The organism is Alkalihalobacillus sp. FSL W8-0930 (assembly GCA_037965595.1).
GTDB lineage: Bacteria > Bacillota > Bacilli > Bacillales > Bacillaceae_D > Alkalicoccobacillus.
This window is the reverse complement of sequence record CP150183.1, coordinates 1,097,067-1,110,653: the sequence shown is the minus strand read 5'-3', so window position 1 is coordinate 1,110,653 and position 13,587 is coordinate 1,097,067. Positions and strand designations below refer to the sequence as shown.

Sequence of the window (13,587 nt, the reverse complement as noted above, 5' to 3'; positions counted from 1 at the left end):
AGCGAAACACATAGATGAGGGTGAAGTTTGATTTTACAGGTTGGCTTTTTGTGGTGCGATACTTGGTGAGGTGTGTTTTTTCTTGATGATATATTTCTCTTTCTTATTAAATGGAGTTGCTTCTTGGTACAAGAGGATTCTTTCTTTGAGGTAATGAATTTGATCTTGATATCGGGGTCCCGGTCTTGGTGAAATGTACTCTGAGCTTACTTCTTGCTTCATTTCGCTTAGTAATGAGGTTACGGTGTTGGTTCATTTACGTTTCCTCTTAGTATTTTGTCCTTTCCCCACAAAAAAGCAACTACTCCAAAGTAAGTAGCTGCTGTATCTTATCAATTATAGGCTTCAACTAAAAGTTCGTCTGTTTCTAACAATTCAAATCCATTGTTAGATTTTTTCTTTAGCTCTGTTAGCTCTGACTTCATTTGTTCGATTTGTCTTTCCATGATCTCGATTTGCTTTTTCTCTGATATTGTCATTAAGATCTCCTCCACATCAAGTCTGACTGAACACTCGCTCAGAATTTAGATATAAAAAAAGGTCTTTCTCTGTGTGATTGTAATTTTATATTAACAATATTCAATTAATTTGTAAAGCATCAAAGATCTTTTTCATTCGTCTTTTTTCGACTTTGTGTGTTAATTTTAAAAATTGTCATAATTTTATGTTTGAAAGATTATCTAACGTGCTATACTGGTGATAATACTATAAATGGTTAGGTGATTATGTGAGAAAACAATTTATTCGTTTTGAAGATTTGATGGATCAAAATCGTTCGGAGTTACTTAACGACGAAGATGCGTTGGACCGTCTGGATGATCGCATAGATGCCCGTACGGCTGAAAAAGAACTAAAGCACTTAAAAAAAGTTGAACAGAAGTAATTTGAACACGCCTTTAACAATAGGCGTGTTTTTCTTTTGTCCCTCAAAAACTTCCTGTGCAAGTGCATATTTCCTCTTCTTTTACACAAGGTAGATGTAACATCACTGGAGAGGATTGAAAATATTGGATAGTGTCTTATTGTCGAGAATGCTGTTCGGGTCATCTATGGCCTTTCATATTATTTTTGCAACATTAACAGTTGGAATCACCCTTATGATTCTTCTTGCAGAAATTATGCGCTTAGTTAAGAAGGATGATGATTATGCGTTACTTGCCAAACGATGGACAAAAGGAGCAGCTGTTTTACTTGGTGTTGCCATTCCTTCAGGTACTATCGTCGCCGTAATGCTCTCCCTCTTATGGCCAAAGTTCATGGAGATTGTTGGGGAAGTCATTGCCCTACCCTTCCAAATTGAGATCTTTGCCTTTTTCTTAGAAGCGTTGTTCTTATCTATCTATGTGTATGCCGCTGATCGTTTAGGTCCTGTGACCAGATTAATTGCTGTCTTTTTTGTTGCCTTTGGAGCCTCAGCTTCCGCCATTTTGATTACAAATGCGCATGCATGGATGAATACGCCTCGTGGGTTTGATTTGGTTGACGGCCAGGTGGTAAATGTCGATCCTCTTGCTGCTATTAAGGCGCCAAGCTTTTTTGTTACAGCAAACCATGTAGTCGGCACAGCCTTTATGACAGGTGCTTTTGTGTTAGTTGCCGTAGCTGCTTATAAGTTATTACATAATCATTTGTCTAAAAGGGAAATCGCTTATCACCGGAAAGGATTATTTCTTTCCTTAGTCGTTGCATTTATCATGTCTTCGTACACCGCTTTATCAGGTCACGAAACAGCCGTTATGTTGTATGAAGAGCTTCCTATTAAGCTTGCTGCCTCTGAAGGATTGTTTAACACAACCGATAATGCCGCCCTTACCATTTTTGGAACACCTAGTGTGGAAACAGAAAGCGTAATCGGTGGAATAGAAATTCCTGGCATGCTTAGCTGGATTGCAACTGGTTCGACAGACGGAGTTATCCAAGGGTTAAATGAATTTCCACAAGACGAGTGGCCCCCTTTGTTCATCCATACGTTATTTAATGTCATGGTTGCCATTGGTTTTACCTTATTAGGGCTTGCAGCTCTTGGTTTATTTTTCTGGTTCCTAAGACGTAAACAAGAAGGTGTTATCTATCCTAAATGGCTTCTTGCAGCATATGTCGCTTGTGGACCTCTTGCAATTATTGGGATTGAAACGGGCTGGATTTATAGCTGTACCGGACGACAGCCTTGGACCATTTATGGGATCCAACGAACTGTAGAAGCCGCAACAAATTCGGGTAACCTCGGGATTCTGTTCTTCTTATTCTCTGTTCTTTATATTGTTTTGCTCGTCATTACCGGGCTTGTTATGTACTTTTACTTTAAACGAAATCCGGTTTCAGATGAATTTCAATCGACAAATGATCAACTCAATGTGTAGAAAGGAGTGAGTTTGTGGAGTCCATCAATATAGCCTTACTCATTATTTGGGCATTCTTGTTTATTTACGCAATTGCTGGTTCGATCGACTTTGGAGCTGGGTTTTGGGCGATGTATTATCAAAATCAAACAGACACCGAGTCCTCTAGTATTGCCAACCGATACTTATCACCATCATGGGAAGTAACAAATGTGTTTCTTGTTCTACTCGTCGTCGCATTTGTTGGATTTTTCCCGGGTGGCGCTGCGTCGCTTGGTACGTTAATGATTGTGCCGTTTTGCCTAGTATTGATTCTGTTAACCATTCGTAGTGCCTTTATGGTCTACTCTCATAGTGTAAAACGATATACAAGGCTGTTCACCATCTTCTCTGGATTAACAGGCCTGTTAATCCCTGCCCTACTCATCACCATCCTGCCAGCAGCTATCGGCGGTTATGTGATGAATGATGGGGTGAATCAATACATTCTCGTCGATAAATTATTTTCAAGCTCAACTTTCTATACACATATCGGCTTCGGGTTAGCAACTGAGCTATTTCTTTCTTCCCTCTTGCTAAGTGACTATGCCAGAGAAGCGAATTCAATGGAAACGTATCACACGTACCGCCGCAATGCGATGACTCTTGGTCCAATTACTCTCGCTTTTGCAGTAGCGGCCATTTATACCTTGATCCCTCATGCACCATGGATGTTCGATAACATTACCGATAGTTTCAGGTTAATATTGCTCGGCTTATCCTTTCTTGCTTTTGTTGTTGGATATAGTGCCTTATGGTGGCCTGCTAAAGCAAAACGCAAAATCGGACAGCCCAGATACGCTGTGATTTTTATCATTATTCAATTCGGGCTAGCAAGCTTTGCATATAGCTCCGCTCAGCTTCCTTACTTGCTTTATCCGGATATCACGGTTCAAGATGCGTTTACGAATGAAACGATGTTCAGATTGCTTCTCTTTGGATATGCAGGTGGGATGGCCGTCTTGATCCCAGTGTTTATTTGGTTCTGGCGGTTGTTTATGAAGGATAAGAGGTATCTGTTGAAATAAAAGAAAGAGCGTGGGACAAAACTAAAAATCAACTAAAAAACGGCGAGTGATTCTACGATCGAATCATTCGCCATTCGTGTTTTTCAGATTATTTAGTAAGACGAGCGGGTGTGAACCCGACACTCCTACGGAATAGTACGTGGTGAAGACACTGTAGCGGCGCTTTTCCGCGAAAGGGGCTGAGGCCGTACCCGTGGAAAGGGAGGGATTCTCTTGTAGCGGGTACCTTGCTATTTTCGTGTTTTACTATTTGTATTAATGTTATGTCTCGGCCTCTTTTTTTCCTATCTCATCACAGGTGTTTCAAGCTCAACCATCTCTCGCTTCATTCGGTTTGAGACAATTTTTCCGAATAGGGCGGCGAGGATTTGTTGGAACAGTGTGCCCATAATCACAGGAAGCGTGACAGCCGGAGGGAAATACACAACGGCAATGGCTGCGCCTACACCGATGTTTCGCATTCCGCTGTTATACATCATGCTGATTGTTGTGGCATTAGAAAACCCAAGCCATTTTGAAAAAACGAGACCGAGTGCATAACCTGCAATCGCTAAACCAAGAACTACAAGAAAGACACTGATGACAAATCCATTAACCTGAGACAAATAAGGGGCTGCCACAGATGCATTTAATGCAATGACCGTTAACAAACATAGTTTAGCAAACGGAGCCATTGATTTACTTAGTGTTGTGACTTTTCCTTTTCGTAGATAGTTAACGAAAATCCCTAATGCTGAAGGCAGGATAACCATCATAATTAAGCCACTCATCACACCCCATGTATCAAGTGCAATTTGGTTCCCTATGAAAATAGTTAACGTTAATGGAACCACAAATGGAGAGATAATTGTATTGATTAAAATGATCGCAAGGGTTAGGGATCGGCTTCCTCCGTAAATGGAAACCCACATCAGTGTGACTACTCCAGTTGGAATGGAAAATGCTAAAAGCAGTCCTGTTGTTGTTTCGATGTTACCCGGAAAAAATAGATGCCCTACACAAAAAGCAATGACCGGCATAATGATTTGTAAAATAAGCATGCTGATCAGAATAGGGACGGGATACTGAATGACATTCCGTACATCCTTTGGACTAATAGCAACACTGCTCGCAAATGTAATATATGAAAAAAGAAATGGAACCATAAAAACGATTGTTGATGCAAATGAACTAAGCACCACACCAATGACAACGGCAACTGGTGTTAAAAAAGGTAGAGCTCGCTCAAGCATTCGATTTGTCATTTCTAACATAGAACCTCTCCTACAACCTTCTCTTTTTAAGATAAGTGTATCACATTCACCATTTAGATTTTTTCATGTACTGAAAAAGGCCGGGACATAACACAAAATCAACTAGAAAATGGCGAATGATTCAAAGGTAGAATCATTCGCCATCCGTTTTTTTAACAGAACGAGCGAAGGGAGAACCCGAGACTCCTGTGGATAAGTGCGCGGTGAAGACACAGGAGCGACGTTTTTTCGCGGATGTGGCTGAGGCCGTACCCACGGAAAGCGAGGGATTCTCCCGTAGCGGATTTATTGCTGTGTTCGTGTTTTTATTGGTTATTACTAATTTGTCTCAGGCTTCTCTTTTTTATTGTTCAGACAACCGAATAAATTCTTCTACATCTTCGAGTACCACATCAATGGCCTGCTGCCAGAATGATGAATCCGTTAGATCAGCCTGCAAATGCTTCTGTGCCAGCTCTTCTACTGTCATGCTCGCTGTATCTTCAAGTAGTGAGATATAAGCTTGCTCGAACGAACCTTCTGACTCAGCTGCTTGCTTGTAGATCCCCAGACTAAACAAGTATCCAAATGTATACGGGAAGTTATAGAACGGAACGCCTGTAATATGGAAGTGTAGCTTGGAAGCCCAGAAGGTTGGAGAGTATGCAGAAAGCTGTTCTCCGTATGCTTCGCGCTGTGCTTCTTCCATTAACGCATTCAACTCATTAACAGATAAGCTTTTATTCTTACGTGCCTCGTAGAATCTTGTTTCAAATAAGAAACGTGCATGGATATTCATAAAGAAAGCAAGGGCACGAGAAATCTTATTCTCAAGTAAAGAAAGCTTTAACTGCTTGTCCGTTGCTTCTTCAACAAGAGCATCTGCTACAATTGTTTCTGCAAATGTCGAAGCTGTTTCAGCTACGTTCATCGCATACTGACGAGCGAATGGCTGTTTTTCTTTTAAACAATATGTATGATACGCATGTCCTAATTCATGTGCAAGTGTTGCCACATTGGCCATCGATCCATCATACGTCATAAAGATACGCGATTGCTTCTTTAACGGGAAGCCTGTACAGAATCCACCAGGTCTTTTTCCAGGGCGATCCTCTGCTTCAATCCAGCCATCACGAAGGGCACCTTCTGTAAAGTCAGCAAGCTCAGGGCTGAATGTACGGAAATGCTTGATAATTAACTCACACGCCTCTTGATAGCTGATCTTTTGATCGTTCTCAACTGGTAGTGGTGCTGTTACATCATGGAAGGACAGCTTTTCTACTCCAAGGAGCTCTGCTTTTTTCTCCATAAATCTATAAAGCGCTGGTTTGTTGGCAGTAATCGTATCCCACATCGCGTTAAGCGTTTGTTCCTGCATCCGGTTGTAGTAAAGCGGCTCTTTTAATACGTTTGTCCATCCGCGTGCCTCGTAAAGCTTTAAACGAAAGCCGGCAAGATGATTCAGTGTTTGTGAGAACACATCCGCTTCCTTCTGCCACGCCTCTTCGTTCACCTTAAATGCTTTTTCACGGACAGAACGATCACTGCTATTCATCCGATTTTGGAGCTGTCCTGCAGATAGAAGCTTTGTTTCTCCATCTTCTTCAAATGGAATTTCCATTCGACCAACTGCTTGATTATAGAAGTTCCCCCATGCATGATAGCCATCAATTGCGAGACCCGAAGCCAGCTTTTCTTCTTCTGGAGAAAGCTTGTCCTTTGCTTTTTGACGCTTTTCATTTAAGTTAAACGTCACATCCTTTAACTCTGGACGAGCGATTAACTGTGCAAATGCACTTTCATCTAGTTCAGCTAACATTTGGTCAAGAGCTGCCACAAGGTTTTGCTGTTTGGCACTTAGCTCAAGTAGCTGTCCCTGAAGTAAAAGAGCTTGTTTATCTTTTACATTTTGTGCAGTTAGACAACTAACAAAGCCACCTGCATGCTGAGCTCTTACCGCAATGTCTTGAACACGAACAAGGCCATTTACTAGCTCATCTTCTGTTAATGTTCCTTTTAAATCAGCTTCAAGCTGATCCTGCTCTTTACCTGTTTCATTTAAAAAAGTCTGGAATTCAGCGGATTCACTTCCACCTTTAAAAAACGTTTCTAAGTCCCAATTCTCTGGATAATGCATAGTATCTCCTCCTAAGTATTTCGGATTACGTAATACTTAGTTTATCAAATTTTTCAGAAGATAGCATCATTTTTATGATAGAAAAATAGCTCCGTAAATAAGAGACCCTAAGATAACAAAAGCTGGGTGCACTTTAAACTTTTCAAGTAATAAAAGACTCGCTATGATTAAAATAACCGTTTGAACCGATCCTGCTCCGTCCCACGATGTGACAAAGAACTCAAATGCTAGAATCCCAAGTAAGATTGCAATCGTTGGTTTGATTAATTTTGTTAGCAGCTTAATCTTTGGTGAATCTTTAAATTTCAAAAGAATATTTAATAGAATAATCATCAAAAAGACCGTTGGAGCGACCGTTGCAAATAAGGCGACTACAGCTCCTGGAATACCAGCAACCTCATAGCCTATTTGACCCGCAAGCTTTGTTGCAATGGGTCCTGGTAAGGCATTAGCTAGAGCGACAAGTTCCCCAAAATCTTGGTTTGTCATCCAACCGTATCGGTTTACTACTTCATTTTGAACAAGTGGAATGGAAGGAGGTCCCCCACCATATCCAACAATGCCGGGAATAAAAAATGCGATAAATAAATGTATATAAACCATCCAATTCTCCTTTTAGCTTGTTTGATTTTCTTTTTGCTTTTGTGTCGGCTTAAATAAGGCATAACAAATTAAAATAACTATAATAATTGCCGGATGTATGCCTAGAAACTGCATGCCGATTAAACTAACAACGGCTAAAATACTCGTCCAAATCCACCCTAGTCCTTTACCAGATTGTTTAGTGAAGTTGTATGTCATCACGAGTAGCATCACTCCAACAACAGGTGTAACAGCTTGAGTCATTCCTTCAACAATCGATGATTCACTAAAGGATGCGAGGATGCTTAGTAAAACAATTAAGATGACAACCGTTGGAATGACCGTCGCAAATAATGCATTCAGCATACCGGCCCAGCCACCTAAACGATACCCAATATATCCAGCCATCTTTGTTGCGATCGGCCCAGGAAGCGTATTCCCGATCGCCAGTACATCTGCGAATTCCTCGTCATCCATCCATTTGTAACGCTTTACCACTTCATCGTGAACAAGTGGAATCGCAGACGGTCCCCCACCATAGCCAAGCATGGTTGACCTGAAAAACGCGATAAATAAATCTTTCTGTAACGACAAATTCATTCTACTCCTCCTACCCCTCAGGCATAATCTCCTTAATACTAATCGAATTATGACCATCTGACAATCAAAAAACGCCTCTTCCCTATCAAAAGGTAAGAAGCGTCTTTCTCTTTATTACTTATAGAAACTTATTGATCTTGGGGAACACCTTTGTTGCCGTATGATAAAAGAAATCCTCATGAAAGGCTTCTGGAATCATATCAGCTAGCCATTCCATGTATGGTTTCACTTGCACAAGTGGCCAGTCTGTTCCAAATAGTAAACGATCGTAGCTATCACAATACACCAATGCTTGACGTAAATGATCAAAATATCGATTATCTCGGTCAAAGTGACGTCCTACTCTTTCATCCGTCCCAACAATTAATCCTGACAGGTCAGCATACACATTTCGATTTTTGTAAATCACTTCTGCTGCCGTTAAGCACCAGGGATCACCGAAATGCGCCATCATAAACCGTACGTCACGATGCTCGACTGCAACTTCATCTATGGTTAGTGGATGAGAGTATTTTAATAGCCCTTTTTCTGCATATGTATCGCCAGTATGATATACAATGGGAACGTCGTAATGCTTAGCCAATCGGTAAATCGGCTGATAGACATCATCATATGCATAGTAAGGATAGTATCCTAAATAAATCTTAATCCCAACAATCCAATCCTTCTGTAATTCTTCTTCTAGCTCGACTAAAGAAGCCTCGGAAAAAAGAAACGGATTGATTCCAATACAGCACATAATTTCTTTCGGTCGATTTTCCAGGTCCAGCCCCATCAAGCTTGAGGTTGTTCGATCCGGAAATTCACCTGGCACTCGTTCAGTCACACCCATACCGATCCCAAGTACTACATTCGCTTCTTTATACTCTTTCATTAACCCTGCTGCATCATAGGAGATCTCAGACAAATCAGTTGCCGTTTCTTTAAACGATTGAATGTTTGAGAAGTGCAGATGTGCATCAATTACTTTCATACAGTGACCTCCGTAAATCTAAGTTGTTTTAGCCATTCCCATCCAGACGTAGAATGATGCTCATCCGTCATGCAATAGAATATTGGTTTCGAACGAATGTTTGAATCAGACAAGTAGGCTGTATATTCTGTACTTGCTTCATATACAAATACTTCTGCATTCGAATAAACAGATCGTTGATTTTCTATATCTGTTGAAATAACAGCCAAACCTTCTTGAACCTTCTCATCCCAAATTCGTGTAACATGACTCATGGTGGAAAGAGAGACTTCAAGCTCTTCTGATCCAGATTTGTTAAATGATTTATCTGAATCAAATGGATAGATGTGTAACGATGCTTCTTTTTTCTCCAGAAATGCGACAGACTTTATTGCATCTGCATGAAGCAATTGATTTGGATAGTTAATGTCGTAGAATGTTGCAATAACTGGGCTCTCTGGCAGCGTAACATAATACTGCTCAAGCTTTAACCCTTTCCATCGATCGTGATCTGTGAATTCAACAGTTAGCTTAATCCCTTCCCACTGATGTCCCCATTGATCCGTTAGTTTGACAAAGGATGAACTTATCTTCTGTTTTAAAATTGTATACAAATTCACGTTGTTAGGAATTGAGTGAATGCCCCCACCCCAAGGGTTCCACCAAGACTTTGGCCCAGGTTCTGGAAAGCTATGATCCAACCACTCTTTCGTTTGTGTTTGCAGCGAATACATCGTTGGAAAATAATCGGGAGCCACTTTAAAGGCCAGCTTGCCATTCGTAACGGTCCATATATCCATCCCATGCTCATGATCAATGCTTTTAGTGACTTCACCTTCCCCAATCGGTATACCCTTTAAAGAATAGCTGGTTTTATGTGAATCCGTTTCAAGCTCAACTTTAAAGGTGGTAACTGATTCTGAGTGGAATGCTTCATTTAATACAAGACGGTCCAAGCCTTCAAGATGAACCTCTTCTTCTTTTCCGTGACTTAAACGGAGACTACCACTTGTGATCTTTTGAGAGAACTGCTCGAGAGTAAGCTCTTGTTCGTCTCCAGGCTTATAGAAACCGTGACCTTTCGTAAACGTCAGGTCCATTAATGATTTGACAGGTACGCTTGTGGCATGCGGCTTAAAAGCCTTCCAATCCTTGTGAACATCGATAGCGATTTTTAATGGTTCAAATTGATGTGTTCCATTAGCAGATATCGCATGTACGCTCTGTTCAAATACGGCTTGCCAGCTTGGCGTATATAATGTGGCACCATATGCCCATTCAAATGCAAAGGTATGGGAGCCTCCATCTATAAACATCCACGGCTCATCCATTTGCTCTAGAGGTAACAAATCAAGCGCAACATCATCTGCAGCAAGCACTGAACCATTCATTGGAAAGACCACCTGCTCCTCTTCTGCATAAAAGAGTTGGCCAACATATACATCCTTTACATCTTCTTTAGGATTAGATAACTCGAGTGCCATCGTTAACTCTCCAGCAGTTGACCAATGAATGATACGAGTGATTGTACATTCCGGCTTAGTTAGCTCGTATTGTAGTCTTAATTCAATTCCTCCAGCTTGTTTTTCCCAGCTATAACGTGTCCATGATTGTTTAGCTAACGCGTGCGTGGCCGGCTTACCAATGACAGGATGAAGAAAGACGAGAGGCATTTTCTTTGAAGTAAATGCATCCTCTAACGTAGCCACATGATCTTCTTTACTCCATTTCATGACATATGCCCCGTTGTATAGATAGAGACACGTTGGCGTCTCCATCACAAATGCTTCATTTCTAGATGGAATCGCTAAATGTAGGGTTTCTTCATAACTTGAGTCAAGCCAGCTTAGTGTAGATTGGATCTGTAAGTCGATCTTCATTTCACCTGCCACTTCTTGAAAAAGTGGAGCCGTAATCACTTGCTTCTCAGATGGGTTAAGACTTAATTCAACAGGTTCCGGTAAACCTGCTCCGTTCAATATCACCTTCTGTACTTCATCTAATTGATTTTTCACTTGCATGCAATAAAGTCCTTGTTCTTTCAGTAGAAACGGCTCGATCGTAACAGGCTTTTGAATGCTCGTACCAAGCTCAAGCTGAAATTCCTCTCCATTTAATGAAACAGTCAAAGTGAGCTTGGGATGGGTTTTCCATTTGGACTGTTGGAGCTCTGGTGCCTGCTGTACTCGGAACGGGATTGTAAATGATTTTGTTCCAGAAACCATTTCATCAATGTGAGTCTGTCCTGAAATATATGGATGATCCTCTACCTTCGCTTCAAGCTGTATAGGTCCATTTTTGGTACTAAGATGCAACGTACCCTCATATTCACCTGAAAGTAACATTAGTTGAGTAGGCAATGTAAATTCAACATCATACTCTCTAGTTGAAAAGCTGGATATGCCTCTACCACTCTGCTCAATCTTGGCAGAAACAGGTCCGTTCTCTGTTTCAAATTGATATGTATAAAATACAAATCCATTTTCTTTCTCACCATCTGGCTTGATCTCAATGTCTCGCTTAAGATCAGCGTACCAGGTAGATGGTTGAACAGATTGGCCTAACACAGGATGATTCAGGATTTTCGGAATGAAGTTTAATAAATGTACGCGGTCGTCCCGTTCTTCCCAAAAGAACCCACACCGCTTATAAAGGGGAACTGCTTTTGTATTCCCTGGCCACGTATACAAATCCAATCTCGGCCAGCCTTGTTCGGTGGTACGTTTAACCGCTTCAAGGACAAGGCGTTTTCCCACACCTTTTCCGTGATGCTCTGGATGTACATTTAACAAAGGGATATAAAGGGCGCCCTCATCTCCTTTATACTCCGAGAATCCACAATATCCAATGACAGACTCACCATCAAATGCGAGTAAGGTAAGGATATTTCCATTTGTTTGTTCAGCCAGTCGGCGATCTTCTTCCGTCTCAACTTCGGAATCACCACCCCAGCCTTCTCTGCTCTCGTTCCACATCTTTGCCACAGCTGCCGCAAAGCGTTCATCGTACTCAATAATGTCATAGGTTAACACGGTGTCACACCCCTTTTTACATCTCTTGTCATTGTATGAATATTTCCTCCATTTGTAAATCAGAAAGCGAAAAGGGATGGACGATAGACATGTCTGTATCAAGGATAAAAAAGATAGGTGACTGAGAAATAACAGCAAATCAGTCAAGAAAACACGAACATAGCAACAAACCCGCTACAGGAGAATCCCTCCCTTTCCGCGGGTACGGCCCATAGCCGTCAAGTTAAGTAAAATCGGTTTAACTATAGACGATTCTTCGTTAGGATGGGGGTTTAACCAGTCCTAGGGAGGGATCGTTTGTGTCTTTAAAAGAGGAGTTCAGTACGTTTGCGAAAACCGTGTTGGACGTTTTATCTGTACCGAACCTTCGCCAATCTGCCCGAGATGTTGGGTTTGTACAGCGTCTAAAGAAATTAAAACCTGAGGATTTCCTAAGTATTTGTTCCTTTCTTCCTCAACCCGTCGGTGCGACAGAGTTAACACAGCTTTGCGGGGCTCTTTCACGTGAATCCAATACCCACCTTTCCAAACAAGCCTTACATCAACGCTTCGATGAAAAAGGAGCGGCTTTTTTGAAGCATGTGTTTTTTCAATTGGCGGCCAAACAAGAGTTGATGGCCATGCCACCTCTTCCTGAGACCCCGTTTTCTCGGATCCGCATCTTAGATGCGACTTCATTTGAACGACCAAAGAAAGATGGTACTTCTTCAGATGGAGCGAAAATTCATTTAGAGTATGAGCTATATGAGGGGAAATTTTTGCATACCTTACTTTCCGGTTCAAGAGAAAGTGACCATCACGCCGCCTATGCATTAGCCGATACGATTCAACCAGGTGATTTGATCATCCGTGATCTCGGCTACTTTTCTGGCGACCATTTGAAACAAATCGATCGTGCAGGCGCTTCTTATATCACGCGGACGCCGGCCAATATGACCTATTGGACTAGAGATGATCAAGGGGAACGAATCCAAATCAAACCAGAAGAAGATGCGAAGCAGCTAGAACCGGGAGCGATCAAAGATTATGGGGTCATCCAATTAGGGGTCAAAGGAAAGAACACCCTTCAAACCCGTGTCATCGTGCAACGATTGACAGAGGATCAACAAAACAAGAGGAAAGCCGGTTTACGAAAAAGAAGACGGAAAGGGGGTCATACCCAATCCGCCGACAAAAAGGATCATACCCAAATCCTTGCCACTAACCTAACACAGGAAGAAATGGATGTGCAAGCATTGTATCCGATGTATTCCTTACGCTGGCAAGTCGAGATTCTTTTCAAAACGTGGAAATCCCTTTTCGCCATTGATCACGTGCGCGCGATGAATCCAGATCGGTTTCTCTGCCACATGTATGGGAAACTTATACACATTCTGCTTTCTTCGATGGTGGCGTTTCAATGCCGGTTCTATCTTCATCAAAAACACCACCTCGAAGGCAGTGAATACAAGTGTATCCATCATGCCAAAAGGGCTATAGAAGAGTCAAAAGGATACGCTCTCTATCATCGTTCTTCATTAGAAGACGTTCTAGAAAATATCTACGAGAACATTTACCGATATGGACGAAAAGACCATCGCCACCGCCATCAAAGTCCCTATGACATCTTACAGATCGCCTATGAAACACATGCGCGTATGGAGTAA

At 41.6% G+C, this 13,587-nt stretch carries 11 protein-coding genes; 4 read left to right on the top strand and 7 right to left on the bottom strand.

The genetic code is table 11. The features are described 5' to 3' along the window. Positions 1 to 332: 332 nt before the first annotated feature. Positions 333 to 479: a hypothetical protein gene (locus NSQ54_05820; GenBank protein WYP27626.1), complete on the bottom strand. Its 147-nt coding sequence runs from the start codon at positions 477 to 479 to the stop codon at positions 333 to 335. 248 nt (positions 480 to 727) lie between these two features. Between NSQ54_05820 and NSQ54_05815 the strand changes: the two genes are divergently transcribed. The 3 genes from NSQ54_05815 (at position 728) to NSQ54_05805 (ending at position 3,406) form a co-directional block, all read left to right on the top strand. Further along, positions 728 to 883, top strand: a complete 156-nt coding sequence (locus NSQ54_05815) for an FbpB family small basic protein (GenBank protein WYP27625.1) — start codon at positions 728 to 730, stop codon at positions 881 to 883. Positions 884 to 1,007: 124 nt separating this feature from the next. Next, positions 1,008 to 2,360 (top strand): cytochrome ubiquinol oxidase subunit I, encoded by a 1,353-nt coding sequence (locus NSQ54_05810; protein ID WYP27624.1) that lies wholly within the window; start codon positions 1,008 to 1,010, stop codon positions 2,358 to 2,360. Positions 2,361 to 2,374: 14 nt separating this feature from the next. Beyond that, positions 2,375 to 3,406 (top strand): cytochrome d ubiquinol oxidase subunit II, encoded by a 1,032-nt coding sequence (locus tag NSQ54_05805; protein WYP27623.1) that lies wholly within the window; start codon positions 2,375 to 2,377, stop codon positions 3,404 to 3,406. A 284-nt stretch (positions 3,407 to 3,690) separates the two neighbouring features. Here the strand turns inward: NSQ54_05805 and NSQ54_05800 are convergent, their stop codons facing one another. The 6 genes from NSQ54_05800 to NSQ54_05775 form a co-directional block, all read right to left on the bottom strand. After that, a complete protein-coding gene (locus NSQ54_05800) occupies positions 3,691 to 4,659 on the bottom strand; it encodes a bile acid:sodium symporter family protein (protein ID WYP27622.1) in 969 nt (322 codons plus the stop codon). A 343-nt stretch (positions 4,660 to 5,002) separates the two neighbouring features. Beyond that, on the bottom strand, positions 5,003 to 6,775 hold the full coding sequence (locus NSQ54_05795) for a M3 family oligoendopeptidase (protein WYP27621.1): 1,773 nt from the start codon (positions 6,773 to 6,775) through the stop codon (positions 5,003 to 5,005). 72 nt (positions 6,776 to 6,847) lie between these two features. Continuing rightward, a complete protein-coding gene (locus NSQ54_05790) occupies positions 6,848 to 7,378 on the bottom strand; it encodes a chromate transporter (protein WYP27620.1) in 531 nt (176 codons plus the stop codon). Positions 7,379 to 7,390: 12 nt separating this feature from the next. Further along, positions 7,391 to 7,957, bottom strand: coding sequence for a chromate transporter (locus NSQ54_05785; GenBank protein ID WYP27619.1), 567 nt, complete (start codon positions 7,955 to 7,957; stop codon positions 7,391 to 7,393). Positions 7,958 to 8,075: 118 nt separating this feature from the next. Further along, positions 8,076 to 8,930: a TatD family hydrolase gene (locus NSQ54_05780; GenBank protein ID WYP27618.1), complete on the bottom strand. Its 855-nt coding sequence runs from the start codon at positions 8,928 to 8,930 to the stop codon at positions 8,076 to 8,078. Then, positions 8,927 to 11,941 (bottom strand): GNAT family N-acetyltransferase, encoded by a 3,015-nt coding sequence (locus NSQ54_05775; protein WYP27617.1) that lies wholly within the window; start codon positions 11,939 to 11,941, stop codon positions 8,927 to 8,929. The genes NSQ54_05780 and NSQ54_05775 overlap by 4 nt, the downstream gene beginning before the upstream one ends. A 299-nt stretch (positions 11,942 to 12,240) precedes the next feature. Between NSQ54_05775 and NSQ54_05770 the strand changes: the two genes are divergently transcribed. Then, complete coding sequence (locus NSQ54_05770; GenBank protein ID WYP27616.1) at positions 12,241 to 13,587, top strand: IS4 family transposase; 1,347 nt, start codon at positions 12,241 to 12,243, stop codon at positions 13,585 to 13,587.

Bases quoted from the DNA above. Each gene is read 5' to 3' on its own strand.
- NSQ54_05795 (WYP27621.1), bottom strand. From the start codon at position 6,775: ATGCATTATCCAGAGAATTGGGACTTAGAAACGTTTTTTAAAGGTGGA.
- NSQ54_05800 (WYP27622.1), bottom strand. From the start codon at position 4,659: ATGTTAGAAATGACAAATCGAATGCTTGAGCGAGCTCTACCTTTTTTA.
- NSQ54_05785 (WYP27619.1), bottom strand. From the start codon at position 7,957: ATGAATTTGTCGTTACAGAAAGATTTATTTATCGCGTTTTTCAGGTCA.
- NSQ54_05780 (WYP27618.1), bottom strand. From the start codon at position 8,930: ATGAAAGTAATTGATGCACATCTGCACTTCTCAAACATTCAATCGTTT.
- NSQ54_05820 (WYP27626.1), bottom strand. From the start codon at position 479: ATGACAATATCAGAGAAAAAGCAAATCGAGATCATGGAAAGACAAATC.
- NSQ54_05790 (WYP27620.1), bottom strand. From the start codon at position 7,378: ATGGTTTATATACATTTATTTATCGCATTTTTTATTCCCGGCATTGTT.